Annotated in this window: 26 protein-coding genes, 1 tRNA gene and 1 pseudogene; 16 read left to right on the top strand and 12 right to left on the bottom strand. The window is 68.0% G+C overall.

Features of this window, described 5'->3' with window-relative positions:
- The first annotated feature begins 29 nt into the window (after nucleotides 1-29).
- The 6 genes from NTM_RS15220 (at nucleotide 30) to NTM_RS15195 (ending at nucleotide 5,650) form a co-directional block, all read left to right on the top strand.
- Nucleotides 30-332: a hypothetical protein gene (locus tag NTM_RS15220; protein ID WP_104865901.1), complete on the top strand. Its 303-nt coding sequence runs from the start codon at nucleotides 30-32 to the stop codon at nucleotides 330-332.
- A 59-nt stretch (nucleotides 333-391) separates the two neighbouring features.
- A complete protein-coding gene (locus tag NTM_RS15215; RefSeq protein WP_104865902.1) occupies nucleotides 392-1,858 on the top strand; it encodes an adenylate/guanylate cyclase domain-containing protein in 1,467 nt (488 codons plus the stop codon).
- A 29-nt stretch (nucleotides 1,859-1,887) separates the two neighbouring features.
- Nucleotides 1,888-2,727, top strand: coding sequence for a putative hydro-lyase (locus tag NTM_RS15210; protein ID WP_104865903.1), 840 nt, complete (start codon nucleotides 1,888-1,890; stop codon nucleotides 2,725-2,727).
- Nucleotides 2,724-4,043 carry an MFS transporter gene (locus NTM_RS15205; RefSeq protein WP_104865904.1) on the top strand — a complete coding sequence of 440 codons (1,320 nt, stop codon included), beginning with the start codon at nucleotides 2,724-2,726 and terminating at the stop codon, nucleotides 4,041-4,043. Before NTM_RS15210 ends, NTM_RS15205 begins: the two co-directional genes overlap by 4 nt.
- A 160-nt stretch (nucleotides 4,044-4,203) precedes the next feature.
- The gene (locus NTM_RS15200) at nucleotides 4,204-5,064 is read left to right on the top strand and encodes a lysophospholipid acyltransferase family protein (RefSeq protein ID WP_104865905.1); all 861 of its coding nucleotides are present in this window, start codon (nucleotides 4,204-4,206) and stop codon (nucleotides 5,062-5,064) included.
- A 7-nt stretch (nucleotides 5,065-5,071) separates the two neighbouring features.
- The gene (locus tag NTM_RS15195) at nucleotides 5,072-5,650 is read left to right on the top strand and encodes a TetR/AcrR family transcriptional regulator (protein ID WP_104865906.1); all 579 of its coding nucleotides are present in this window, start codon (nucleotides 5,072-5,074) and stop codon (nucleotides 5,648-5,650) included.
- 9 nt (nucleotides 5,651-5,659) lie between these two features.
- Here the strand turns inward: NTM_RS15195 and NTM_RS15190 are convergent, their stop codons facing one another.
- The 5 genes from NTM_RS15190 to NTM_RS15170 are packed head-to-tail and all read right to left on the bottom strand — an operon-like array spanning nucleotide 5,660 to nucleotide 10,966.
- On the bottom strand, nucleotides 5,660-6,070 hold the full coding sequence (locus NTM_RS15190) for a nuclear transport factor 2 family protein (protein WP_163766757.1): 411 nt from the start codon (nucleotides 6,068-6,070) through the stop codon (nucleotides 5,660-5,662).
- A gap of 15 nt (nucleotides 6,071-6,085) precedes the next feature.
- The gene (locus NTM_RS15185) at nucleotides 6,086-6,502 is read right to left on the bottom strand and encodes a Zn-ribbon domain-containing OB-fold protein (protein WP_163769500.1); all 417 of its coding nucleotides are present in this window, start codon (nucleotides 6,500-6,502) and stop codon (nucleotides 6,086-6,088) included.
- An 8-nt stretch (nucleotides 6,503-6,510) separates the two neighbouring features.
- Nucleotides 6,511-7,719, bottom strand: a complete 1,209-nt coding sequence (locus NTM_RS15180) for a thiolase family protein (RefSeq protein WP_104865950.1) — start codon at nucleotides 7,717-7,719, stop codon at nucleotides 6,511-6,513.
- 11 nt (nucleotides 7,720-7,730) lie between these two features.
- The gene (locus NTM_RS15175) at nucleotides 7,731-9,956 is read right to left on the bottom strand and encodes an acyl-CoA dehydrogenase family protein (RefSeq protein WP_163766756.1); all 2,226 of its coding nucleotides are present in this window, start codon (nucleotides 9,954-9,956) and stop codon (nucleotides 7,731-7,733) included.
- On the bottom strand, nucleotides 9,953-10,966 hold the full coding sequence (locus NTM_RS15170) for an NAD-dependent epimerase/dehydratase family protein (protein WP_163766755.1): 1,014 nt from the start codon (nucleotides 10,964-10,966) through the stop codon (nucleotides 9,953-9,955). Before NTM_RS15170 ends, NTM_RS15175 begins: the two co-directional genes overlap by 4 nt.
- 112 nt (nucleotides 10,967-11,078) lie before the next feature.
- On the opposite strand from NTM_RS15170, the gene NTM_RS15165 reads away from it, so the two are divergent.
- From NTM_RS15165 to NTM_RS15155, 3 genes are read left to right on the top strand one after another with little or no spacing between them, the layout of a single operon-like run.
- Nucleotides 11,079-11,654, top strand: a complete 576-nt coding sequence (locus NTM_RS15165; protein WP_163766754.1) for a TetR/AcrR family transcriptional regulator — start codon at nucleotides 11,079-11,081, stop codon at nucleotides 11,652-11,654.
- Nucleotides 11,655-11,691: 37 nt separating this feature from the next.
- Complete coding sequence (locus tag NTM_RS15160) at nucleotides 11,692-12,138, top strand: SRPBCC family protein (RefSeq protein WP_104865911.1); 447 nt, start codon at nucleotides 11,692-11,694, stop codon at nucleotides 12,136-12,138.
- On the top strand, nucleotides 12,135-13,958 hold the full coding sequence (locus NTM_RS15155; protein ID WP_163766753.1) for a sulfatase-like hydrolase/transferase: 1,824 nt from the start codon (nucleotides 12,135-12,137) through the stop codon (nucleotides 13,956-13,958). The genes NTM_RS15160 and NTM_RS15155 overlap by 4 nt, the downstream gene beginning before the upstream one ends.
- On the opposite strand, the gene NTM_RS15150 is transcribed toward NTM_RS15155, so the two are convergent.
- A complete protein-coding gene (locus NTM_RS15150; protein ID WP_104865951.1) occupies nucleotides 13,955-15,217 on the bottom strand; it encodes an amidohydrolase family protein in 1,263 nt (420 codons plus the stop codon). The genes NTM_RS15155 and NTM_RS15150 overlap by 4 nt on opposite strands.
- 36 nt (nucleotides 15,218-15,253) lie before the next feature.
- Between NTM_RS15150 and NTM_RS15145 the strand changes: the two genes are divergently transcribed.
- Complete coding sequence (locus NTM_RS15145) at nucleotides 15,254-16,096, top strand: AraC family transcriptional regulator (protein ID WP_163766752.1); 843 nt, start codon at nucleotides 15,254-15,256, stop codon at nucleotides 16,094-16,096.
- A gap of 11 nt (nucleotides 16,097-16,107) precedes the next feature.
- On the opposite strand, the gene NTM_RS15140 is transcribed toward NTM_RS15145, so the two are convergent.
- Nucleotides 16,108-16,725 carry a TetR/AcrR family transcriptional regulator gene (locus NTM_RS15140; RefSeq protein WP_163766751.1) on the bottom strand — a complete coding sequence of 206 codons (618 nt, stop codon included), beginning with the start codon at nucleotides 16,723-16,725 and terminating at the stop codon, nucleotides 16,108-16,110.
- Between the two features lie 128 nt (nucleotides 16,726-16,853).
- Here NTM_RS15140 and NTM_RS15135 point away from each other — a divergent pair, with 128 nt between their 5' ends.
- A complete protein-coding gene (locus tag NTM_RS15135; RefSeq protein ID WP_083145387.1) occupies nucleotides 16,854-17,126 on the top strand; it encodes a WhiB family transcriptional regulator in 273 nt (90 codons plus the stop codon).
- 6 nt (nucleotides 17,127-17,132) lie between these two features.
- Here the strand turns inward: NTM_RS15135 and NTM_RS15130 are convergent, their stop codons facing one another.
- Nucleotides 17,133-18,011 carry an alpha/beta fold hydrolase gene (locus NTM_RS15130; RefSeq protein WP_163766750.1) on the bottom strand — a complete coding sequence of 293 codons (879 nt, stop codon included), beginning with the start codon at nucleotides 18,009-18,011 and terminating at the stop codon, nucleotides 17,133-17,135.
- Between the two features lie 158 nt (nucleotides 18,012-18,169).
- Here NTM_RS15130 and NTM_RS15125 point away from each other — a divergent pair, with 158 nt between their 5' ends.
- Both NTM_RS15125 and NTM_RS15120 read left to right on the top strand, forming a co-directional pair.
- Nucleotides 18,170-18,433: a hypothetical protein gene (locus tag NTM_RS15125; RefSeq protein ID WP_104865915.1), complete on the top strand. Its 264-nt coding sequence runs from the start codon at nucleotides 18,170-18,172 to the stop codon at nucleotides 18,431-18,433.
- A 257-nt stretch (nucleotides 18,434-18,690) separates the two neighbouring features.
- Entirely contained in the window at nucleotides 18,691-19,323 is a 633-nt protein-coding gene (locus NTM_RS15120) for a hypothetical protein (protein WP_232079715.1), read from the top strand.
- 36 nt (nucleotides 19,324-19,359) lie between these two features.
- Here NTM_RS15120 and NTM_RS15115 read toward each other — a convergent pair.
- A tRNA-Leu gene (locus NTM_RS15115) sits at nucleotides 19,360-19,443 on the bottom strand.
- 161 nt (nucleotides 19,444-19,604) lie between these two features.
- Between NTM_RS15115 and NTM_RS15110 the strand changes: the two genes are divergently transcribed.
- The 3 genes and pseudogenes from NTM_RS15110 to NTM_RS15100 all read left to right on the top strand — a co-directional run.
- The gene (locus NTM_RS15110; RefSeq protein WP_163766749.1) at nucleotides 19,605-20,012 is read left to right on the top strand and encodes a hypothetical protein; all 408 of its coding nucleotides are present in this window, start codon (nucleotides 19,605-19,607) and stop codon (nucleotides 20,010-20,012) included.
- Complete coding sequence (locus tag NTM_RS15105; protein ID WP_104865917.1) at nucleotides 20,009-20,353, top strand: DUF3817 domain-containing protein; 345 nt, start codon at nucleotides 20,009-20,011, stop codon at nucleotides 20,351-20,353. Before NTM_RS15110 ends, NTM_RS15105 begins: the two co-directional genes overlap by 4 nt.
- A gap of 52 nt (nucleotides 20,354-20,405) precedes the next feature.
- A pseudogene (locus NTM_RS15100) lies at nucleotides 20,406-21,539 on the top strand (acyltransferase family protein); the annotation flags it as partial.
- Here the strand turns inward: NTM_RS15100 and rdgB are convergent.
- The 3 genes from rdgB to NTM_RS15085 are packed head-to-tail and all read right to left on the bottom strand — an operon-like array spanning nucleotide 21,539 to nucleotide 23,751.
- On the bottom strand, nucleotides 21,539-22,147 hold the full coding sequence (gene rdgB / locus NTM_RS15095) for an RdgB/HAM1 family non-canonical purine NTP pyrophosphatase (protein ID WP_104865954.1): 609 nt from the start codon (nucleotides 22,145-22,147) through the stop codon (nucleotides 21,539-21,541). The pseudogene NTM_RS15100 and the gene rdgB sit on opposite strands and share 1 nt — an antisense overlap.
- Nucleotides 22,144-22,926, bottom strand: coding sequence for a ribonuclease PH (gene rph / locus NTM_RS15090; protein WP_104865918.1), 783 nt, complete (start codon nucleotides 22,924-22,926; stop codon nucleotides 22,144-22,146). Before rph ends, rdgB begins: the two co-directional genes overlap by 4 nt.
- A gap of 51 nt (nucleotides 22,927-22,977) precedes the next feature.
- A complete protein-coding gene (locus NTM_RS15085; protein WP_104865919.1) occupies nucleotides 22,978-23,751 on the bottom strand; it encodes a cyclic nucleotide-degrading phosphodiesterase in 774 nt (257 codons plus the stop codon).
- Nucleotides 23,752-23,783: the final 32 nt, after the last annotated feature.

The following is a 23,783-nucleotide window of genomic DNA, read 5'->3' as shown; positions in this document are numbered from 1 at the left end:
CCAGCCGGTGTGACACAAGGAGCCCACCCATGATCAAGAACGGCACCCGACTGCAGAGCCAGGTCTGCGACACACAGGTGATCGTGGTTCGCAGCTCCGAGTCGCTCGACGACCTGCGGATCGGTGGAGCGCCCGCGATCCCCGTCGGCGACGCCGCGGATTCGAGCCTGTCACTGGATGATTCGCTGGCCGACGGCAACCTGATGGGTAAGCGCTACGTCGACGACGGCGGCGCCGAGGTTCTTGTCACGAAGGCGGGGAAGGGCACGATCAGCGTCGGCACCACCCCGTTGTCGCTCAAGGAGGCCAAGCCGCTGCCCGCCAGCGACTGAGTCCCGCGTGGCGGCCCGGGCGGAGCCGCGCGTCGCGGGCTGCTGATACCTTCGGCCGTGTGAGGCCACGCCGCCTGCTGACCAGGTACGCCGCAGGCCTGACGTCGGCCTATCTGCTCACCGTCGGTGAGGTCGTCGCGATCGTCGTCGCGCTGACCGGCCGCAGCGTCATCACCGTCGGCAATGTCGTCACCTCGGTGGCCGTCACGCTGATCGGCGCGACGACGGTGGCGGTGGGTGCGGTGCTGATCCTGCGGCCGTCGCTGCGGTGGCTCAAGGACGGGCGGCGCCCGTCACCGGCGGAGATACGGACCGCCGCCAAGACGATGCGCAGGCAGGCCGCGATCACGCTGGCTCCGTGGGTCCTGACCGCGGCGGTGCTGGTGCCGTTGAACCGTGACGCGGCCGCGTCGGTGTTCGTCGTGCTCACCACCGCACTGCTGTTCGGCGCGATCGCGACCGTGTGCACCGGATTTCTGTTCACGCTGCGCACCCTGCGCCCGATGCTGGCCGGGGTGCCCAGCGACGCGGGGCGTCTGCCCGCGCCGGGAGTACGGGCCCGCCTGCTCATCATGTGGATGGTCTGCACCGCGCTGCCCGGCTCGGCCATCGCGGTGCTGCTGATCCTGCGCTCACGGCAGTGGCTGCTCGACGAATCCACCCCGATCGAGCTCGCCCTGCTGGTGCTCGCACTGGTCGCCGTCGTACTCGGCCTGCGCGCGATGATCCTGGTGTCCATCTCGATATCCGACCCTCTCGACGAGGTCGTCGCGGCGATGGCCGACGTCGAGAAGGGCAAGATCGACCGCACCATCGAGGTCTACGAGTGGTCCGAGATCGGGCGGCTGCAAAGCGGTTTCAACCGGATGGTGGCGGGGCTGCGGGAGCGGGACCGGCTACAGGACCTGTTCGGCAGACACGTCGGCGAACAGGTCGCGCGCCGCGCCGTCGAACTCGCCGACGACCACGACGACCTGTCCGCCGGTGACGAACGCGACGTGGCGGTCCTGTTCATCGATCTCGTCGGCTCGACCCGGCTGGCCGTCGACCGCGAGCCCCACGAGGTGGCCGGGATCCTCAACGACTTCTTCCGCATCGTGGTCGCCGAGGTCGACCGGAACCATGGTCTGATCAACAAGTTCCAGGGTGACGCGGCGTTGGCGGTGTTCGGCGCACCGCTGCGCATCGACGACCCGGCGACCGCGGCGATGGGTACCGCACGCGCGCTGGCCACGGAACTACGCGCATTGCCGGTCGATTTCGGGATCGGTGTCTCGGCGGGGCCGGTGTTCGCGGGCAACATCGGCGCCGAGAACCGCTACGAGTACACGGTGGTCGGAGACGCGGTGAACGAAGCCGCCCGACTTGCCGACCATGCCAAGGAGTTCGACGCCAGGGCGCTGTGCGCGGGGCCCGCCCGCGACCGGGCCGGCGCCGACGAGCAGCAGCAGTGGGTCGCGGCCGGTCAGACCACGCTGCGCGGCCGGATCGCGCCCACCGACATCTTCAGCGCCCGCACACGTTAGTTCCGGGCGGCGACGGGGAATGCACGCGTATGCGTGCTGTGAAGGCACCGTCCGTCGACCGCGCGGCCACTGCCCGCGCGGCGATCCGCGCGGGCCGGCACACGGGCCCCACCAGCGGTCTGGCCACAGGGTTCGCTCAAGCCAACCTGGTCGTACTGCCGCACGATCATGCCCTGGATTTCCTGCGGTTCTGTGTGCGCAACCCGCAGCCCTGCCCGCTGTTGGAGGTGACCGACACCGGGTCCCCGCACCCGGCGTCGGTAGCGTCCGATGCTGATCTGCGTACCGATCTCCCCCGCTACCGCGTGCTGCGCGACGGTGTGTGCACCGACGAACCCGCCGACATCTCGCCGTACTGGGACGAGCACCTCGTCGGGTTCCTGCTCGGCTGCTCGTTCACCTTCGAATGGGCGCTCGCGGCGGCAGGTCTGCCGATCGCCCACCAGCAGCAGGGCGTGAACGTGCCGATGTATGTGACCGACCGGGAGTGTGTCCGCGCCGGGGCATTCCACGGACCGATGGTCGTCTCGATGCGTCCGCTGCCGGCCCATCAAGTCCCCCGCGCGGTGCAGATCACCGGTCGCTTCCCGGCGATGCACGGCGCTCCGGTGCATATCGGCGACCCCGCGGGGCTGGGCATCGATGATCTCGGCGCACCGGATTTCGGGGATCCGGTGCGCATCGCCGCCGACGAGGTGCCGGTGTTCTGGGCGTGCGGCGTGACACCGCAGATCGTCGCGCAGAACGCCGCCCCACCGCTGGCGATCTTCCATGCGCCGGGCCACATGTTCATCACCGACCGGCCGCACGAGCACTACGACAGTGCCGCGCGGGACCACATCACCGAGGCGCCGAACGGACACCCATGACCGTCGAGCAGGACAGCCGCTCCCCCGCGGCAGCCGATCCCAAAGCCGTTCGCCAGGCCGTGCGCGGCGCGGCGATCGGCAACACCGTCGAGTGGTTCGACTTCGCGATCTATGGCTTCCTGGCCACCTACATCGCGGACAAGTTCTTCCCCTCCGGCGACGAAACCGCAGCTCTGCTCAGCACTTTCGCCGTCTTCGCGGCGGCGTTCTTCATGCGTCCGCTTGGCGGGTTCTTCTTCGGCCCGCTGGGCGACCGGATCGGCCGCCAGCGTGTGCTGGCGATCGTGATCCTGGTGATGTCGGCGTCCACCCTGGCGATCGGGCTGGTCCCCAGCTACGACTCGATCGGCGTGCTGGCCCCGGTCCTGTTGCTGGTGCTGCGCTGTCTGCAGGGGTTCTCCGCAGGCGGTGAATACGGCAGCGGCGCATGCTTCCTCGCCGAGTATGCACCCGACCGGCACCGGGGATTCGTGGTCTCGTTCCTGGTCTGGTCCGTCGTCGTCGGCTTCCTGACGGGCGCTGTCACCGTGACAGCTCTGGAGACGTGGCTGTCCGAGGACGCGATGAACTCCTACGGCTGGCGCATCCCGTTCATGATCGCCGGCCTGCTCGGCGTCGTCGGCCTCTACATCCGCCTCAAACTCGGTGACACCCCGGAGTTCGAGTCCCTGCGCGAATCCGGCGAGGTCTCGCAGTCCCCGCTGAGGGAGGCGGTCACCACCTCGTGGCGCCCGATCCTGCAGATCATCGGACTCGTCGTGATCCACAACGTGGGCTTCTATGTCATCTACACCTTCCTGCCAAGCTATTTCACCGAGACACTGGAGTTCACCAAGACCGACGCGTTCTGGTCCATCACCGTCGCCAGCCTGGTCGGAATCGTTCTCATTCCACCGTTGGGCGCGCTCTCCGACCGGGTGGGACGCAAACCGTTGCTGATCGCCGGATCTCTCGCGTTCGCCGTGTTCGCCTACCCGCTGTTCCTGCTCCTCAACATCGGGTCGCTGTCGGCGGCGATCGCCGCCCACGCCGCGCTGGCCGCCATCGAGGCGGTGTTCGTGAGTACGTCGTTGGCCGCCGGTGCCGAACTGTTCGCGACCCGGGTCCGTTCGAGCGGATACTCGATCGGCTACAACGTCTCGGTGGCCGTCTTCGGCGGCACCGCACCGTATGTCGCGACCTGGCTGGTGTCACGCACCGGCAACGACCTCGCACCGGCGTACTACGTGATCGCCGCCGCGATCGTCAGCTTCCTGACCGTGCTGACCATGCGGGAGACCGCGAGACGGCCCCTGCAGAAATCGCTGCCCGGCTAGCTTTCCCGCGGGTCATCGCGGTACCGGCGCGCGTGCGCCGTGGGGAACAGCACAGACAGAACAGTTCGTCTGGTCGGTATGCTGGACAAAGACCGGAGCTGACGGGTCTGCGTCGATCACCGGATCGTCCACCCACTCCGAAAAAGGACGAACCACGTACATGCCATCGACGCCCCTCCCGGACCGCGCAGACCGATCGCTCGGCGAACGACTCTGCCGCACCGCACTGACCACCGTCGCCGACCACCTCGAACCGGTGATGAGCCTGTACAAGCCCTACGTGGAAGGGGTGGAGCACCTCCCCGCCGACGGACGATTCCTGATCGTGGGCAACCACACCCAGATGTCGGCCGCCGAGATCGTGCTGATCCCCTACTGCGTCCGGCAGGCCATCGGTTCACAGGTGCGCCCGTTGGCCGACCGACAGTTCGGGAAGATGCGGGGGCTGCAGGCCGATCTGATCGCGGCCTACGGCGCCGTCGTGGGCTCCCCGGAGTCCGCGACGACCCTCATGCAGCAGGACGCCACCATCCTGGTGTTCCCCGGCGGAGGACGCGAGATCGGCAAGTTCAAGGGCGAGGAGTACAAACTGCGCTGGGACAACCGTTATGGTTTCGCCCGGCTCGCCGCCGAGCACCACTACCCGATCGTCACCGCCGCCCTGGTCGGCGGCGACGACGTCTATACGAGCCTCACCACACGTGACAGCCTCTACGGCCGGGCGAGCGGCTGGCTCGGTGAGCGCCTCGGCGGCCGCCCCGACATGGCAATGCCCCTGGTGCGCGGCATCGGCCCCACCCTGATCCCGCAGCCGCGGCGCATGTATCTGCGATTCGGGGCCCCGATCTCCTCCATCGAGCCGGCCGGCACCCCGCCTGACACTTGGGTCACCGAACTCAAGGAGAAGGTCCAGGCGCAACTGGAATTCGATCTCCAGGATCTGCAGCGCGTGCGTCGAAACGATCCGTACCGCGCCCTCAATCCGCTGGCCCGGCACCTCGCCGCGACACCGCACGGGTGACCCGCTGATGCGAAAAGGAGCAGAGCTGCGCGACGAGATCCTTTCCGCCGCACGGGCGGAGTTCGCCCGGCACGGGCTCGCCGGCGCCCGGATCGACCGCGTCGTCAAGGAGTCCCGAGCGAGCCGGGAACGCCTCTACGCCCACTTCGGCGACAAGGAGACCCTGTTCCGCGAAGTCGTCGCCGCCGACGCCGCCCACTTCTTCACCGCTGTGGTACCGCGCCCAGAAGCGTTGGCGGAGTTCGTCGGCGACATCTACGACCTCGCCCTGGCACATCCAGAACATCTCCGGATGATCACCTGGGCACGCCTGGAGGGGCTCGAGCTCTTCGCGCCCGATGCCGACATGATCCCCACCTCTGGGGCGGCGGTGGTCGCCGCAGCGCAAGCTGGGGGTCATGCCGACGCCGCGTGGCAGCCCGACGAACTGATCGTCATGCTGTTCGCCATCGGATTGTCCTGGGCGACATCCCCCGACCCTCAGCTACAGACCGACGATCCCGCCACGATCGCCAGGCGGCGGGCCGCCGCCGTGGAGGCCGCGGCGCGCGTCATCGAACCACGCACCGGCCGGCGGCCGGGGTGATCGCCGCGATCACCCCGAGGTGACGGTCCGCACGACGACAGTCGTGAAGCGTCGCTTGGCGATCCGCCATCCCGCCTCGGTACGGACCAGCTCGTCGTCGTAGAAGCCGGCGGCGTTCACACCGGACGCGTTGCCCGGCGCCATGACCAGCGCATCGACATAGGCGTGCGCGGTCGCGGTGTCGCCGTGCACCGTCGCGGCCTGATTGGTGATGCGGTGCAGTGAGTGTCCGATCATGTCGTGTGTGGTGACCATGAAGTCGACGACCGCGTCCGCGCCCTTCCAGGTGCCGATCTCGCCGTAGTCGAGTTCGCAGTCCTCGGTGAACACGGTGCGGAACAGCGGCCAGTCGCGGCGGTCGATGCCGGTGGCGTAGCGCACCTGCACGTCGGCGATCTCCTGCCGGTCTGCCTCGGTCATCTTCCTGCTCCTCGCTCAGCGGTCCGCCGGGGTGTACCGCAGCATCGTCACGTCGTGTTCGGGGTAGTCGCAGAACACCGGTTTGACGCGCATGCCGATCTCGACGTCCTCGGGTTCGACGTCGACGAGTTCGGTCGAGAACCGCGGCCCCTCATCCCATTCCACGATCGCCAGCAGATGCGGGACAGCGTCGACGAAGTGCGGGCCGACGGGTCGCCGCGCGACGGTGTACGAGTACAGCGTTCCCATACCGGAGATCTCGCGCCATTCCAGATCGTCGGCGAACGTCCTGGGCGCGCGCACCCGCGGATAGAACACGTAGGACCGCAGCGACGGCGAGTACTGGATCACCACGCGGTGTTCGGCCAGCGCGTCCCAGAACGGCGCCGTTGTCGGCGTCTTCACCGGCATCGGCCGCTCGAAGGTCGGCATGTCCATCGTCAGTCCCCTTCCAGCACGAGGGTGGTCTGCTCGGACAGGATGCCACCGTTGCCCGAGACGAACGCACGATTGCAGCTGTCGACCTGCGCGGCGCCCGCCCGTCCCATGATCTGGCGGGTGGCGTCACAGACGTGATGCATACCGCCTGCATTGCCGGCCTGCCCGAAGCCGAGCTGGCCGCCCGCGGTGTTGAGCGGGAAATCGCCCCGGAAGGTCAGGTCGTGCTCGGCGACGAACTCCATGCCCTTGCCCTTCTCGCAGAAGCCGGCGTCCTCCAGGCTCAGCAGCACAGTGATGGTGTAGCAGTCGTAGATCGACACCATGTCCATCTGATCGCGGGTCAGGCCCGACATCGAGAACGCGGTGTCGGCCGCACGTTTGATCGGCGTCTGCAACAGATCCTCGGCGTAGGTGGGGGTTTTGAACGGCACCTGTTCGCCGAATCCCTTGATCCACACCGGCCGGTTCTTCGCCCTGGCCGCCATTTCGGCGTTGGCGACCACGACCGCGGCCCCGCCCAGGCACGGCATCACGATCTCCAGCATGTGCAGCGGGTCGGCGATGACGGGGCTGGCCAGCACGTCCTCGATGGTCAGCGGCTTGTCCTTCCACACCGCACCCTCGGTGTGGTTGGCGTTGAACCGGGTGTCGGTCACGATCTTGGCCATCGCCCGCTCGTCGTAGCCGTACACCGAGGCATAGCGTTGCGCGACCTGGCCGTACGGACCGTTCTGGCCGAGATTGCCGTAGGGAATCTCGAATTCGGCCTGCGGAGAACCGAACTGGTTGCTCGACGCGCCGAAGAAGACCGCGTCGATGAGAGGTTTGGGTTTCTTCTCCGATGTCGGGGTCAGATACCGCGCCGGGATGGCGCACAGCACCACATCGCAAATGCCCAGCTCGATCGCCGCGGCGGCGCGCCACACCATACCGACCGCGCTGGCGCCGCCGAGGTCGACCAGTTCCGCGAATCCCGCACGCACACCCAGGTATTCGGCCACGGTCGACGGGACGAAGATCTCCGACTCGCCGAGATGTGTGGTGACGATGCCGTCGACCGACTCTCCCGGCAGCCCGGCATCGGTCATCGCGGCGTCGGCCAGCTCCGCCCACTGCTCAAGGATGAACGGTGCGGGGGCTGCCTTGTTCAGCCGTTCCGGAGGCAGTTCGACGTAGCCGACGATCGCGGCCTCACCACGCAATCCCATGCGCATCTCCTTCACTTGCGGGGCAGCCCGAGGATCATCTGGGCGATGATGTTGAGCTGGATCTCCTTGGTGCCGCCACCGATCAGTTCGGCGGGCAGGTGGAAATAGGGCTCGACGATCGCCGGATCCGAATCCTCGACCAGCCCTGCCGGTGCCGCCAGTTCCAGGGTGTCCTTGAACGTACGGCGCAGCATCACGTTCATCGCGACCTTGGCGATGCTCGACGCGGGTCCGGCGGCCTGACCGTCGAGTAGCCGTAGGACTTCCCGTACCGCAAGCACTTTGATGGCGTTGGCGAACGCATCGGCCTCACCGAGCGCGGTCAGCACACGGCCGCGGTCCGGCCGGTCCTCATCGGCGAGACGGCGAAGGATGGCGGCACGGTCGAAATTCACATACCCGCTGATCGCGACGCGCTCCTGGGCCATGGTCGCGATGGCAAGGTTCCACCCGTCGGTCGGGCCGCCGAGGAGCAGTTCGTCGGGGACGAATACGTCCCGCAGGAACACCTCGTTGAAGTGCGCCTCGCCGGTGGCCTGCCGGATCGGCTGCAGCTCGATACCTTCGGAGCGCATGTCGACGATGAAGTAGCCGATCCCCCGGTGCTTGGCGGCGTCTGGGTCGGTGCGCGCCAGCAACGCGCCGAAGTCGGCGGTGTGCGCCGAGGACGTCCAGATCTTGTGTCCGTTGATCCGCCAGCCGCCCTCGACCTTGGTGGCGCGGGTGCTCAGTGCGGCCAGATCCGACCCGGCGCCGGGTTCGCTGAACAGCTGGCACCAGCCGAGTTCGCCACGCTGGGTGGCCGGGATGAACCGGTCCTGGATCTCGGGTGGCGCAGAGCTGATCAGGCTGGGCAGGATCCATTCCGAGATGCCCAGCGACGGCCGCACCAACTCCGGCCGCTTGGCGAACTCCTCGTCGATGATCAGCTGCTGCAGCTGGGTCGCCGCCACACCCCAGGGCTCGGGCCAGTGCGGAGCGATCAGTCCGGCCTCGGCGAGCAGGGTGCGTTGCGGACCGGTGGCGAGGTTCGGATAGTCACCCTGACGGCCCGGCGTGTCGTTGACCAGGGTGCACGCCTCGTCGAGCACGGCGGAGACCTTCGCGCGGAAGTCCGCGTCGAGGTCGCCGAGCTTGACCGACACGTCGCGGGTCTGGGTGCGGGTCAGCTCGCCGAGCGCCTCGGCGAAGGCTCCGGTGGGGCCGATCGACGCAGCCAGGCTGGTGGCCTTGCGCCAGTACAGGTGCAGGTCGTGTTCCCAGGTGTAGCCGATCGCGCCGAACATCATCAGCGCGTCGAGCGCGAATTCCGGAGCGGGCGCGATGGCCATCAGCGCCGCCCCCGAGGCCGCGATCCGGTGCTGCACGCGGTCCTCGGACAGGGACCGCACGGCGTCCCAGGCCGCCGACACCGCCAACTCGCTGTGCACCAGAAGCAGAGCGGCCTGGTGCTGCAACGCCTGGAAGGTGCCGATGGGCTTGCCGAACTGCTCGCGGGTGCGCAGATGGTCGGTGACCGCCTGCACACACCAGCGCATCGTCCCGGCGGCCGTCGCACCGGCGAGCGCCACCGCCACGTCCCGGGCGTCGCCGTCGTCGATGTCCGGCAGCACGGCATCGGCATCGCACCGGTACCCGGTCAACCGCACCACCCCGGCGTCCACGGTCTTGTCGGTGCCCTCGCGCCGTTCGACGGCACATTCGGGCCGGGACGGATCGAGGACGAACCAGGTGGTGCCGCCGTCGTTCGTCGTCGCGGCGGCGACGAGCACCCCGGCCGCGTTGACGCCGAGGGTGACGGGTGAGGCTCCGTCGATCGTCCAGCCGCCCTCGGCCGATGTGGCGTGAAAACCGCTGCCGGAGGGCAGGATCACCGCAGCGGCCGCACCGCCGCAGATCCGGCCCAGCACGTCGCGGACCGGTGCAACGTCGCCGGCCAGCGCCGCGATCGCACTCGCGGTCACGGTCTGCAGCACCGGGCCCGGCAGCAGCGCGAGCGCCGCCGCCTCCAGCACACACGCCACGTCGATCAGTGTGCCGCCCTGTCCGCCGATCTCCTCGGGCAGGTGTACCGCGTGAAACCCGTTGGCGACGAATTCCTCCCACCACAACGGGAGCTCACCGGAGGCCAACGCGTCGAAGGACTCGCGGGTCTTGTCGACCGGCGCGCGGCGCGCGGCGAACTGGGCGACCGCGTCGGCGAGTTGCTGTTGTTCGGGCATCAGTCCGATCGTCATCGCGCCGCTCCGGACACCTCGGGCCTACGCTCGCGGAAGAAACGAGCGGCAGCGACGATCGCGGCGGGTGTCGGCTGCGGATCCCAGCCGAGTTCACGGACCGCCTTGGAGTGGTCCAGCGGCGTCATGATGTGCATCAGCCGAATGTTGAGCGGGGTGAGCATGGTGTCCTTCTTGCGCAACCGCGCGACAGCGGCGCTGACCCGACTCGCGGCGGACAGCACCCGAATCGGAACACGGTACTTGGGTGGAGCGACACCGACTGCCGCACAGCCGATTTCATGGATCTCCCGAGTGCTCATGAACCGTTCGCTGACGATGTAGCGCTGCCCTGTCCTACCGCGCTCGCCGGCCAGGATCAGCGCTCGCGCCGCATCCTCGACACCGACCACCTCGGCCTCGTAACCGTCGATGGAGAACGGCAGCTTGCCGCGCACCGCGGCAGCCAGCATTCCGCCGTGCGGGGTGGGCAGGAAATCGCCGGGCCCGTAGGTGTTGGCGACGCACATGGCCACCCCGGGCAGCGCCTTCTCTGCGCAGTAGCGCATCAGCAGCTCCTCCGCCGCGACCCTGGACCGGATGTAGTCCCCGCCGGAAGCGGCCCAGTTGTGCTGGGTGCCCTCGTCGGCCAGCCCTCCGACACGCAACCCGATGGTGCCGATCGAACTGGTGAACACGAAGCGGTACAGGTCGGCGTCGGATGCGACCTCGAGCACGTTGCGCAAACCGTCGACGTTGGTGCGCCACAGTGGGCGCGGGTCACGCAGCCAGGGTCGCGCGTCGACCACGCAGTAGTAGACGACGTCGCAGCCGTCCATCGCGGCGCGCAACGCCTCGGTGTCGAAGATGTCGCCGTAGCGCACGTCGACCGGAAGCCCGTCGATGCCGCAGGTGGAACTCGTCGGCCGGATCAGCACCCGGACGTCGCGCTCGCCCCGGGCGATGAGCTGTTTGGTGACATGGGAGCCGAGGAAGCCGCTGGCACCGATCACCAGCTTCGTTCCGGCCATTGCGTTTTGCCCTCCGCCGCCCGATTAAACGAGACGAAACGTCTCGTCTTGTGGCACACTACGGGCGATGCGTCAGCGTGTAAAGACGACAGGCTCCCCTTCGGCGGTCCAGATGACCGCCGGCGTAGTGACGCCGCGCCGGCGCAGCGAGAAGTCCCGGGTCGCCATCGTCGGCGCCACCCGCAAACTGCTGATGGAGCGCGGTTTCGACAAGCTCACCATCGAGGCGGTCGCCGCCCGAGCCGGTGTCGGTAAACAGACCATCTACCGCTGGTGGCCCAGCAGACACGCCCTCGTCGCCGACGTGATCCTCGAAGACGCGGACAAGATCCTGCGGCCGATCGAGAACACCGCGGACCTGGAAGCCGATATGTGCGCGTGGGCCCTCGCGCTGGCCCGCGCGCTGACCACCGCGCGTGGCAACGCGATGCTGCGGATCCTGACCATCGCCGGCTTGGAGCATCCCGACACCGAGGCGCGTCTGCGTGCCGGCTTCAGCGCCCCGCTGCACGACAGCGTCCGGAACCGGCTGCGCGCCGCGGGATTCAGCGACGTCTCCGCCCAGGACGCGGCCGATGCGATCGTCGGCGGAATCGTGCACGCGATCCAGACGGAAGGACGGACGTTCCCGCCGCACCGCGCCGAATCGCTGACCCGCATGGTCCTCGCCGGCGCCTCGGCGCGGTGACCTGACAAACACGGCACGGACAGAGTTGGATGTACGCATGGCTGACGTCAGTCGCTCCCGGCGGATGGCCGCGGACCCCGAGTCGATCTGGGCGCTGCTGGCCGACTTCGGAGCGCTGAGCCGATGGGCCGACGGCGTCGATCATTCCTGTCTGCTCAACGCGGAGAAGGCCGGGCACGGGGTGGGGCTGGCCCGCCGGGTGCAGGCAGACCGCGACGCCATCGTCGAGACGATCACCGTGTTCGACGCGCCTCGACATCTCGCCTACGAGATCGCGGGCCTGCCCCGCGGGTTCGCCGTGACGAACCGATGGGATCTACGGCCGGACCGCGACGGCACCACCACGGTGACCCTGACGAGCACCGTGACGACGCACCGCCGCCTGCTGCGGTCCGTCGCCGAACGAACCCTCGCCGCACTGCTGGCGCGCCGCTCGGACGCGCTGCTGCATTCCCTCGACCGCGCACTCGGAGGACAGCCATGACCACCTTGCGACCCGACATCGTCATCGTGATGACCGACGAAGAACGCGCGACGCCGCCCTACGAGGACGACCGAGTACTGGCGTGGCGCCGGGAAAAACTGAGTGGCAGAAGATGGTTCGACGAGCACGGAGTCAGCTTTGCCCGCCATTACACCGGGTCGCTGGCCTGCGTGCCGAGCCGGCCGACCATCTTCACCGGCCAGTACCCCGATCTGCACGGGGTCACCCAGACCGACGGCATCGGTAAATCGCATGACGACTCGCGGCTGCGGTGGCTGCGGCCCGGCGAGGTGCCGACACTCGGGAACTGGTTCCGCGCCGCCGGATACGACACCCACTACGACGGCAAGTGGCACATCTCCCACGCCGACCTCATCGACCCGGCCACCGGGAAGGCACTGGCGACCAACGACGACGACGGAGTGGTGGACGAGGCGGCGGTGCGCCGCTACCTCGACGCCGATCCGCTGGCGCCGTACGGGTTCTCCGGGTGGGTCGGTCCCGAGCCGCACGGCGCCAGCCTGGCCAACGCAGGCGTCCGACGTGATCGGCTGATCGCCGACCGCGTCGTCGCGTGGCTGACCGCCCGCTACAACGCCCGCGCCGCAGGGGATCCCGCCGCGCTCCGGCCGTTCCTGCTGGTCGCCAGCTTCGTCAATCCCCATGACATCGTGCTGTTTCCGGCCTGGGCGCGTCGCAACCCGGTACCGCTGTCACCCCTCGACCCTCCCCCGGTGCCGCCGGCGCCCACCGCGGACGAGGACCTGTCCACCAAACCGGCCGCCCAGATCGCGTTCCGCGAGGCGTACTACTCCGGATACGGTCCCGCCCGCTCGATCGAGAACACCTACCGGCGCAACGCCCAGCGCTACCGCGACCTGTACTACCGGCTGCACGCCGAGGTCGACGGTCCGATCGACCGCGTGCGCCGCACGGTGACCGACGCGGCGGAGGCGGGTTCGCGCGACACCGTCCTCGTCCGGACCGCGGACCACGGCGACCTTCTCGGCGCCCACGGCGGGCTGCACCAGAAGTGGTTCAACCTCTACGACGAGGCCACCCGGGTTCCGTTCGTGATCGCCAGAGTCGGGCGCCAGCCGTCGGAGCCGCGCACCGTGACCGCACCGACCTCGCACGTCGACGTCGTCCCCACGCTGTTGTCGGCGGCGGGCATCGACGCCGGCGCGACCGCCGCGGAGCTGTCGCGGTCGTTCACCGAGGTGCATGCGTTGCCGGGGCGCGATCTGATGCCGATCGTCGACGGCGCCGAGCCGGACGAGGAACGCCCGGTGTACCTGATGACCCGGGACAACGTGCTCGAAGGAGACACCGGCGCTTCGGGCTTGGCACGCCGGCTCGGCCTGGTCTCCAGAGTGCCCGCACCGCTGCGGATTCGGGTCCCGGCACACACGGCCGCCAACTTCGAAGGCCTGGTGGTCCGCGTCGACGCGACCGCGACCGCCGGCGGCGCCGGCCATCTGTGGAAGCTGGTGCGCTCGTTCGACGACCCCGGCACATGGACCGAACCGGGTGTTCGCCACCTTGCCGCCGACGGCCTCGGCGGGCCGACCTACCGGCGCGATCCACTCGACGACCAGTGGGAGCTCTACGACCTGACCGAGGATCCGGCCGAGGCACACAACCGCTGGACCGACCCCGCACTGCACGAGTTACGCGCGCACCTGCGTGCGCAACTCAAACTCGTTCGTGCCGAATCGATCCCGGAGCGCAATCAGCCGTGGCCGTACACCCGACGCACGCCGCCGCAGCGCCCCGGCGGGCCGCTGCGGCGGCTACTCGGCCGCGCAGGCGCGGACTAGGCTTTCGCGAACTGCTTCTCGTTGTAGAGACGCGCCCACTCTGCCCGCGGACGGATCGATACGTCGACATCGGTCGCCTTGGCCCGTAGAGCGCCTGCCGTCGCTTGGTCCCGGGATGTCAGCTTGAACGGATCCCAGCTGAAGAACCGGCATGAGTTCTCCCAGGTGATCTTGTTGATGTCCGACACCGATGCCCCCGCCGCGTCGAGTTCGGCGAGTACCTGCTCGGGCGCATCTGGCCAGAAGCAGTCCGAGTGCGGGTAGTCGCACTCCCACGCGATGATGTCGATGCCGATCTCGTGCCGAAGCTTCAGAGACGTCTTGTCGGTGACGTAGCAGGCCAGTGAGTGCTCGCGGAACACGTCGGACGGCAGCTTGTCACCGAAGTCCCGGCGCAACCACTTCTGGTTGGTGTAGTGCCGGTCGCTACGATCCAAATAGAAAGGAATCCAACCGATTCCGCCCTCGGAGAAGGCGAACTTCAGATCCGGGTAATTGCGCATCGCGGGACCCCACAGCAGATCCTGAGCGCACATCGCCGACACCTGGGTGGCCAGGATGATGAGGTTGTCGATCGGCGCGTTGGGCGCCATGCTGATCGCGCCGAAACCGGTACCGATGTGCAGGCACATCACCACGTTCTCCTCCGAGAGCGTGCGGAACACCGGGCCCCAGTAGTCGTCGTCGTGATAGCTCGGCAGGCCCTCCAGATGCGGAAGCTCGGGCATGGTCACAGCCCGGCAGCCCTTGGCCGCCACCCGGCGGATCTCGTTGCACATCCCCTCGGGATTCCATGTCGGCAGGATCGCGATCGGGATGAACCGGTCCGGGTAGGAGCCGGCCCATTCGTCGATGTGCCAGTCGTTGTAGGCCGAGACCATCACCAGCGTCACGTCCTCGCGCGTCATGTTCAGGTGGCGCGCCGAGAAGCCGGTGAACGTCGGGAAGCACATCGAGGCCAGGATGCCGTTGCGATTCATGTCGCGGACTCGTTCGTGCACGTCGTAGACGCCCGGGCGCATCTCGGCGAAACCGGCCGGGTCACGGCCCCATTCCTCGGCCGGCCAGGACACCACGGCGTTGAGCCCGCTGACACCCTGCGGCCGGCCCTGGTACATCCACTGGTCGACGCCCTTGTCGTCGGTGACGACGATGGGTGCCTCGTCCTTGTACTTCTCGGGCACGTGACGCAGGAACATGTCCGGCGGCTCCACCACGTGGTCGTCGATGCTCACCAAGATCAGGTCATCAGGGCGCATGGTTTCGCTCATAACCAAGTAGTACCGTCTGCGGACATGACCGTCTCTGCGTCTTCGGACAGGAACTTGTCCGATTCGGCCAAGGTTCGCGCGGGCCGGGTGATCGACCTACGCCGGGGCGGACACGCGCTGGGCGGCAGCTATCTCTACGAGGGCGACGCGCTGATCACCGGCTGGCACTCGCACGACGTGCACCAGATCGAGTACGCGCTGCACGGCGTCGTCGAAGTGGAGACCCGGTCGGCCCACTACCTGCTGCCACCGCAGCAGGCGGCCTGGATACCGGCCGGCCTCGAACACCAGGCCGTGATGAACCCCGACGTCAAGACCGTGGCGGTGATGTTCGACCGCAGCCTGATCCCCGACGCCGGCGACCGGGCGCGGATCCTGGCGGTGTCGCCGCTGATCCGGGAGATGATGATCTACGCCCTGCGCTGGCACATCGAACGTGTGCGCGGCGACGAGACATCCGACGGGTTCTTCCGCACGTTGGCGGCCCTGGTGACCGAGGCGCTCGACCACGAGGCCCCGCTGAGCCTGCCGACCTCGGACAATCCGATCGTCGCGGCGGCGATGGACTACACCAAAAACCACCTCGGCACGGTGACCTGCGAGGAGGTCAGTCGCGCGGTGTCGGTGTCGGAGCGCACGCTGCGCCGGCTGTTCGCGAACTCTCTCGGATTGCCTTGGCGCACATATCTTCTGAATGCCCGGATGCTGCGCGCGATGGCGCTGCTCGCGGCCCCGTCGCAGTCGGTGCAGGAGACCGCCACGGCGGTCGGATTCGACAGCGTCAGCTCGTTCACCCGCGCGTTCGCCCAGTTCTGCGGCGAAACCCCGTCGAGCTATCGCAGGCGGGTCGCCGACGCCGCAGACTGACCCGCCGTCGGTCAGTCGTGGCGGAACAGTCCGTCGCGCAACAGGGTGTCCACCGCACGCTGCCAACGCTCGAGTTGCTGGGGGCTCATGAACGGTTGGGCGAGGTGCCGATCGAGGTGCGGCCGCAGGCTGATCGCGCCGAGCGCGAGCACGAGCCCGTTGATCGCGGCCCAGGTGACGTCGATATCCGGGCGCACCTCGCCGCGGTCGATGCGCTGCTGCCAGCGCGCGATGCCGCTCGCCAGCAGGGTGTCGAAGATTCTCGCCCCGATCGGACTGCCGTCAGCCAGTGCCCTACCCAGGTACGCCACGACGTCGGGTTCCTCGGAGAACATCGTGGTGATCCGGTTCCCGATCTCGGCGACCGAATCGACCGGCGGCTCCGACAGCGGCCGCGACATCATCGACACCACGAGTTTCATCACGTAGTCGTCAACGGCTTCGATCAGCCCCGCTTTGGTCGCGAAGTGATGCTGAACCAGCCCCAGGGAGACACCGGCCGCCGCGGCGACCCCGCGCATCGTGGTCGCCGCCGCACCGTGCTCGCCGAAGCTGTGTAAGGCCGCGGCGCGGATCCGCTCGAAGTTTCGCGGAACCGCGACCCCCACCCGGGCTGGCTCAGATATCACACCCGTCACCGTAGACAACTGCCTTCCCAAACCCTTCCCAACGCGCTCCGTCCCCGGTTCGACAATACAGCCGTATTGTCCCTACGATACAAACGTACCGTGGCCGAACGGAAGGGAATGGGGGTCCGATGTATCCACTATCGATCGAAGAGGACCCGTGGGCCGCGCCGTGCACCCGGGATCCGGACCGGTGGACCACCACCGCGGACGACGGCGCCAAAGCGCTGTGTCGCGCCTGCCCTCGACGCTGGCAGTGCGCACGCGAAGCGTGTGTGACACCGGGCGCAGTGGGCCTGTGGGCAGGAATCGTGCTGCCCGAGGGGGGCCGCAACCGTCAGTTCGCACTCAAGCAGCTGCGGTCGCTGGCCGAACGCAACGGGTTCTCGGTCAGAAGGCGGTGACGCCGGTCAACTGATCGGTGTCTCGGGCCGCCGCCGGCTCGGTTGTTCCGTGAGCGCGATGAAGTCGTCGAGAAGATCGACGACGACGTCGGGCTTCTCGACGTGCGGGAAATGTCCCACACCGTCGAGCACTTCGATTCGGCAACCGGGCCGGTGCTGATCGAGAGCGAAACCGTGGTCGACGGGGATGATGCGGTCCTGGTCACCCCAGATCACCATCAGGGGCAGTTCCGACGTGAGGTGCAGTTTGTTGAGCGCACTGACCGCCTGGCCGCGGTAGTCCACGACCGAGCGCAGTGTGCGCAGGAACGCCTGACGCGTCTGCGAATCGGCGAGCGACGAGTAGGCGCTCCACATCTCCGCCCCGCGCGGCGATCCGACGTTGACCGCCGAGAACCACGACCGAAGCTTTTCGCCTGCCCTGATCAGCGGCGGAAGCGTGATCGCGGGAAGTAGCAGCTCCGAGCCGGGCGCGGAGAGCAGTCGCAACGTCCATCCGACGTCCTGACCGAGCCCGCCGCTGCTGATCAGCACGAGTCTCCGGCAGTAATCGGGATGCTGGTAGACGAACTGCATCGCGACGCCGCCGCCCAGAGACTGGCCGACGAGGGTCACCGACGTGACACCCAGTTCGTCGAGCAGGTCTCGCAACCACGCCGCGAAGGCCCCCAACGAGTAATCGCCCCGCGGTTTCGCCGATTGCCCGTGCCCGAGCAGGTCCGGCGCGATCACCCGATACCGCTTGGACAACTGCGGCATCACCGCGCGCCAGGTGTCGGAGCTGCCTGCCATGCCGTGCAGCAGCAACAACGTCTCGTCACCGTCGCCGACGTCGCGATATGCGACGCGGTCACCGTGTAGATCGAGAAACCTCAGATCCGTCATGGGTACCGAGTCCCCCGCTTCCCCACCGACTACTCCCGTAAACGCCGAGAGGGTCGTCACCCGGACGACGCAATGAGACCGAGGCAATGAGATCGAGGTTTCGCGGATTTACCAAGGGGTAACTACGTCCCTGACCACAGCTTGCCCAGGAGGGAACCATGGCCGAGAGGGCCGACAACGCACTTAGCGCCGACGATCCGTTCAACGAGACCGTGGCGACGACGGGGCTGTTCCTGATCGTCACAGCGATCATCTCGCTGGCGTTCGCCCTGGCGAGCTGGGGGCTGGCCGAGACGTTGATCGCCGCGTTTGCCGGGGCTATCGCCTTGGTGAGCTTCACCGCGAGCATCTTGTGCTTCAAGACGCAGGCCAGCGATGTCGCGGCTACCGCTACCGAGGCCCCGGGCATTGCTGCTTCTTGATCCGCACGCGGTAACCACTGGACGCAACACCCGCTGACAGATCGACGCAGATTGCGGGATCGGCCCGCGACGGCGCAGAAGGCAACGTAGAGCGGCAAGAAACCGTCGGTCCTAGAACACCCTCCATGCCCGCATGTCTGCGTAGTATTACGCAGTCGTCAATTACATGCGAGTGCAAATATGAGGAGCGGGCCCACCGTGTTGGTCCAGTCAGAGCGGCGGATCGTCGCTGTGCGGTTCTCACAGGTCGAGTTCGCGTGAGCCGGGACCGCATGGATGTCGCAGGCCGGTACCTCGTCAACACCTCAGATCTCGACGAAGCCGCCGCGGCGCTGGCCTGTTCCTACAGCCCGATGCGCATCTTTGCGGACACACAGGCGACCGCGAATCCCTGGATCCGGATCTGGCGCACACGCGTCGGCCCGATGACCCTCGACGACGCAGAGATCAGCTCGGGCATTCGGTACGAGATGGCCGCCCCCCAGGGCGTGCTGCTATGCCGTGTCCGGGCGGGCACCGTCGACTTCAGCATCGGTGAGCACGTCGCATCCTTTGGCCGCGGCGACCTGGTCGCGGTGGTCGCGGACGGAATCGCTATGGCAGGCACCCTACGACAGGCCCGACTCGACCTGATCACCTTTCACCGAGCACTCTGGGGTGAGGTCACCGCACAGCACGGTGACCGTCGTTTCATCCATCCACTGAGCCGGTTCGCCGCACCGGTCAATCCATCGGCCGGTCAGCAGGTGGTCGACGTCATCGATCACATCCGCAAGTTCGTGGCCAACAACCCGCTGGTGGCCCGGGAACCCCTGGTGGCGGGAAGCGCCGCACGCTATCTCGCGGCGACGATGCTGACCGCGTTCCCCAGCGCCGGCTTTACGGTCTGAGACACTGAATCTGGTTGCATCGCAAGACTTCTTGAGTGCGGGCGGTGGGACTCGAACCCACATGTTCTTTCGAACACGGGCACCTAAAGCCCGCGCGTAAACCAATTTCGCCACGCCCGCAGTGGGTGCGATCGTACCAACCTGCCGTGTCGGAGTCCTTTCGTAGCCTCAGGGCGATAGATCGGGGCCGCCACGACGAGCTCGCCACCGGGCGCAACGACTGCGCCACCGCCCGTCTGGACGAATTCATCGACCGAAGGATCGCGCGGTACCGTTGAACTGTGTCCACTACACGGCGTAGGAGGCCGGCGCTCATCCTGTTGGTGATCGCCGCCGCTGCGGGCTGCCTCGCGCTCGCCTGGTGGCAGTGGAGTCGTTACGAGTCGACGACAGGCAGCTTCCAGAACCTCGGCTATGCGATGCAGTGGCCGCTGTTCGCCGGTTTCTGCGTGTACGCGTACTTCAAGTTCGTGCGCTACGAGGAAGCCCCGCCCGAACTGCATCCGCCCGACGCCGTCACCGAGATCCCCGCCGAACTGCTCCCCCAGCGACCGACAAGTCCTTCTCCGGATGCCGGCGCCGACGACGACGTCGATCCCGCGCTGCGTGAGTACAACGCCTACCTGGCCGAGTTGGCCCGAGCCGACGACGAAGACACCACCCAGCAGACAAGAGGAACCGGCAAGTGACCGCACCCGAATCCCCCGCTCCGCTCACCCCTGTCGAATCGATCCGCAAAGCGCTCACCGGATATCGCGTACTGGCCTGGGCGACGGGCCTGTGGCTGATCGCGCTCTGCTACGAGATGGTGATGAAGTACGGGTTCAACGACGATTCGCTGGGCTGGATCGCAGTCGTGCACGGCTGGGTGTACTTCGTCTATCTGCTCTTCACTGCCAACCTCGCGGTGAAAGTGCGCTGGCCGATCGCCAAGACGGTCGGGGTGCTGCTCGCCGGCACCATCCCGCTGGTCGGCGTCATCGTCGAGCATTTCCAGACTCAGCGCATCAAGGAGCAGTTCGGCATCTAGCCCGTCGCCGAGACGGCCTGCACCCCGCCGACGCTGACTACACTCGGTGCCGATGTCAGCCAGCCCCGGCGTGCGCTGCCGCGCCGCGCTGGCGGGGCTGCCGAGCGACGCATCCCCCCGCGATCCGGCGCTCGCCGGGCTCCGCGCGATCGCGGCGCTCTTCGTCGTCGCCACCCACGCCGCGTTCGCGACGGGTTACCTCAACCACGGCTACCTCGGCGCGATGTATTCGCGGCTCGAGATCGGTGTGGCGATCTTCTTCGTCCTCAGCGGTTTTCTACTGTTCCGCCCCTGGGTTCGTGCCGCCGCGGGCGGTACCGCGCCGCCGTCCGTGCGCCGGTACGGCCGGCGCAGACTCCGCCGTATCCTGCCCGCCTACCTGGTGGTGGTGATTGCGGTATTCGAGATCTACACGGTGTTCACGCCGGGACCCAACCCCGGTCAGACGTGGTCGGGACTGCTGCGCCACCTCACGTTCACCCAGATCTACGCCGAGGACCACCTGGCCACGACGCTGCACCTCGGCTTGTCGCAGATGTGGAGTCTGGCCGTGGAGGTGTCCTTCTACATCGCGCTGCCCGTGCTCGCGTTCGCCATCCTGCGCGTGCTGTGCCTGGGTCGGTGGCAGCCGCGCCGCGCGCTGACCGGGATCGCGCTGCTGGCCGCGGTGTCACCCGCATGGCTGTTCGTGGTGGTTGGTACCGAGGTGTTGCCGAACTCCGCCGGGATGTGGCTGCCGGCGCACCTGGTGTGGTTCGCCGGCGGCATGGCGCTCGCGGTGCTGGAGGCGATGGGCAAACGCTGCGCCGCCATCGTCGCGATCCCGGTCGCGTGCGCGTTGTATCTCGTGGTGTCCACCGCGGTGGGCGGCACCCTCACCGGCCCGGACCTGATGTGGGCGCCGGTGGCGAAGTCGCTGCTCTATGGAGTGATCGCAACACTGGCCGTGGCGCCGGCGGCGCTGGCCAACCGCGACTCCTACACCCGGGTGCTGGGCAGCAGGCCGATGGTGTGGCTCGGTGAGATCTCCTACGAGATCTTCCTGGTGCACGTCGTGGTGATGGCCGTGACGATGGATGTTGTGCTGCGCTGGCCGCTGTTCACCGGTTCCATGCCCGGGCTGATCGCCGCGACGTTGGCGCTGACCGTCCCGGCGGCATGGCTGCTCAACCGGGTGAGCGCACCTCAGACCAGTGCGCGCAAAGCCGGCAGCAGCGCCGCGAGCGCCCGCCCGCGATGCGACGCGGCATCCTTCTCGGCCGGGGTGAGCTCGGCGGCTGTCCGCTCCGAACCGGCGGGCAGGAACACCGGGTCGTAACCGAACCCACCGTCACCGCGGGGTTCACGCACGATGGCACCTCGCCACTCACCCCGCACGACGGTCGCGTCGGCATCGCCGGGACCGCGCACCAGCGCACACGCCGACACGAACGCCGCGCCGCGCCGGTCATCGGGTACGTCGCGCAGCTGACCCAGCAGCAGCGCGGTGTTCGCCGGGTCGTCGCCGTGCCTGCCGGACCATCGCGCACTGAGCACGCCCGGCATCCCGTTGAGGGCGTCGACTTCGAGGCCGGAATCGTCGGCAACCGCGGGCAACCCGGTTGCGGTGAACGCGTCCCGCGCCTTGGCCAGCGCGTTGTCCTCGAAGGTCGCACCGGTCTCGGGGGCTTCGTCGAATGCGGGCACGTCGTCGAGGGACAGCAGCGTCAGTCCCGACAATCCCGCCGCGTCGAGCACGCGACGCAGCTCGGCGAGCTTCTTCACATTGCGGGACGCGACGAGGAGCCGGCTCAGCTTCCGAACGCTTTCTTCGGGGGCTCGCCGGACTCGGGCAGCGTCCCGGGATACGGCAGTTCCAGCGCCTTGCGCTGGATCTCGAAGAGCTCGTCGCACGCCGCCATCGCGGCATCGAGCATCTTGTCCAGGGTCGAGCGTGGGAACGTCGCTCCCTCGCCGGTGCCCTGGATCTCGACAAGCGTCCCGGTATCGGTGGCGACGACGTTCATGTCGACCTCGGCGCGCGAATCCTCGCTGTAGGGCAGGTCGACGCGCACCCGTCCGTCGACCACACCGACGCTGACCGCGGCGATCGCACACGACAGGGGCCGCGGATCCGACAGCTTGCCCGCCGCACCGAGGTAGGTCACCGCGTCCGACAGCGCGACGAACGCGCCCGTGATGGCGGCGGTCCGGGTGCCGCCGTCGGCCTGCAGCACGTCGCAGTCGATCGCGATGGTGTTCTCCCCCAGCGCTGCCAGGTCGATGCAGGCCCGCAGCGAGCGGCCGACCAGCCTGCTGATCTCCTGGGTCCGGCCACCGACACGGCCCTTGACCGATTCCCGGTCGGACCGGTCATGGGTGGCTGCCGGCAGCATCGCGTACTCCGCGGTGAGCCAGCCCTGCCCTGAGCCCTTACGCCAGCGGGGCACGCCCTCGGTCACGCTGGCGGTGCACATCACCCGGGTCTGGCCGAATTCCACCAGCACCGACCCCGCCGGATGGGTGGTGAAACCGCGGGTGATGCTGACAGGGCGCAATTCGTCGTCGAGCCGGCCGTCTTCTCGTCTGGACACGTGGCCAACCCTAACCGGTCGCTCGGACACCGCGACCCCGTGGCGGAAACCTCAGGCGCGGGAGACGTCGAACGACTCGTTGCACACCACGGCGTGCACCGGGCCGTCGAATTCCGCCTTGGCCTCGCTGATGACGTCCTCGCGTGAGGTCCACGGCGGGATGTGCGTCAGCAGCAGTTCGCCGACCCCGGCCCGGGCGGCCGCGCGGCCTGCCTCGGTGCCGGACAGATGCAGCCGGGGCGGGCGCTCCGGCGAATGCGTCCACGATGCCTCGCACAGGAACACGTCGGCGCCGCGGGCCAACTCGATGAGCTGGTCGCAATACCCGGTGTCCCCGCTGTAGACCAGCGTCGCGCCCGACGGGTCCGTGATGCGCATGCCGTAGGACTCGGTGGGGTGGCACACCACGCGCGGAAGCACGGTCAGCGCGCCGATCTGGACCGGTTGCGCGTCGACCCAGTGGCGGATGTCGAAGATGTCGGTGAAGTCGTCGATCTCGCCGCCCTCCGGCGACGACGCGGCACCCAGCCGAGCCCAGGTGTTCGCCGGCCCGTACACGATCCCGCGTTCGGGCGCCGGGGTCGGGTGATAGCGGCGCCACACGAAAAGGCCGGGAAGATCGAGGCAGTGGTCGGCGTGCAGATGCGACAGCAGCACGTGCACCGAGTTCGGATCGGCGTGGCGTTGCAGCGCGCCGAGCACACCTCCGCCGAAGTCGAGCACCAACGGCGGCGTGTCGGGCGCGGTGACGAGGTATCCGGACGCAGGCGAATCTGGACCGACAACACTGCCGGAACAACCGAGTACGGTGATTCGCACGCCCATTAGCTTGCCATGCCCTCCAGTGGCTTGGCGAA

Origin of the sequence: Mycolicibacterium parafortuitum (genome assembly GCF_010725485.1) — a bacterium.
In the GTDB taxonomy this organism is placed as follows: Bacteria; Actinomycetota; Actinomycetes; order Mycobacteriales; family Mycobacteriaceae; genus Mycobacterium.
This window is presented reverse-complemented; position numbering and strand designations above follow the sequence as displayed.

What these genes read in the sequence shown, in the direction of transcription:
- NTM_RS15220 (WP_104865901.1), top strand. Translation starts at nt 30, where the DNA reads ATGATCAAGAACGGCACCCGACTGCAGAGCCAGGTCTGCGACACACAG.
- NTM_RS15210 (WP_104865903.1), top strand. Translation starts at nt 1,888, where the DNA reads ATGCGTGCTGTGAAGGCACCGTCCGTCGACCGCGCGGCCACTGCCCGC.
- NTM_RS15205 (WP_104865904.1), top strand. Translation starts at nt 2,724, where the DNA reads ATGACCGTCGAGCAGGACAGCCGCTCCCCCGCGGCAGCCGATCCCAAA.
- NTM_RS15200 (WP_104865905.1), top strand. Translation starts at nt 4,204, where the DNA reads ATGCCATCGACGCCCCTCCCGGACCGCGCAGACCGATCGCTCGGCGAA.
- NTM_RS15195 (WP_104865906.1), top strand. Translation starts at nt 5,072, where the DNA reads ATGCGAAAAGGAGCAGAGCTGCGCGACGAGATCCTTTCCGCCGCACGG.
- NTM_RS15190 (WP_163766757.1), bottom strand. Translation starts at nt 6,070, where the DNA reads ATGACCGAGGCAGACCGGCAGGAGATCGCCGACGTGCAGGTGCGCTAC.
- NTM_RS15185 (WP_163769500.1), bottom strand. Translation starts at nt 6,502, where the DNA reads ATGCCGACCTTCGAGCGGCCGATGCCGGTGAAGACGCCGACAACGGCG.
- NTM_RS15180 (WP_104865950.1), bottom strand. Translation starts at nt 7,719, where the DNA reads ATGGGATTGCGTGGTGAGGCCGCGATCGTCGGCTACGTCGAACTGCCT.
- NTM_RS15175 (WP_163766756.1), bottom strand. Translation starts at nt 9,956, where the DNA reads ATGACGATCGGACTGATGCCCGAACAACAGCAACTCGCCGACGCGGTC.
- NTM_RS15170 (WP_163766755.1), bottom strand. Translation starts at nt 10,966, where the DNA reads ATGGCCGGAACGAAGCTGGTGATCGGTGCCAGCGGCTTCCTCGGCTCC.
- NTM_RS15165 (WP_163766754.1), top strand. Translation starts at nt 11,079, where the DNA reads ATGACCGCCGGCGTAGTGACGCCGCGCCGGCGCAGCGAGAAGTCCCGG.
- NTM_RS15160 (WP_104865911.1), top strand. Translation starts at nt 11,692, where the DNA reads ATGGCTGACGTCAGTCGCTCCCGGCGGATGGCCGCGGACCCCGAGTCG.
- NTM_RS15155 (WP_163766753.1), top strand. Translation starts at nt 12,135, where the DNA reads ATGACCACCTTGCGACCCGACATCGTCATCGTGATGACCGACGAAGAA.
- NTM_RS15150 (WP_104865951.1), bottom strand. Translation starts at nt 15,217, where the DNA reads ATGCGCCCTGATGACCTGATCTTGGTGAGCATCGACGACCACGTGGTG.
- NTM_RS15145 (WP_163766752.1), top strand. Translation starts at nt 15,254, where the DNA reads ATGACCGTCTCTGCGTCTTCGGACAGGAACTTGTCCGATTCGGCCAAG.
- NTM_RS15135 (WP_083145387.1), top strand. Translation starts at nt 16,854, where the DNA reads ATGTATCCACTATCGATCGAAGAGGACCCGTGGGCCGCGCCGTGCACC.
- NTM_RS15130 (WP_163766750.1), bottom strand. Translation starts at nt 18,011, where the DNA reads ATGACGGATCTGAGGTTTCTCGATCTACACGGTGACCGCGTCGCATAT.
- NTM_RS15125 (WP_104865915.1), top strand. Translation starts at nt 18,170, where the DNA reads ATGGCCGAGAGGGCCGACAACGCACTTAGCGCCGACGATCCGTTCAAC.
- NTM_RS15085 (WP_104865919.1), bottom strand. Translation starts at nt 23,751, where the DNA reads ATGGGCGTGCGAATCACCGTACTCGGTTGTTCCGGCAGTGTTGTCGGT.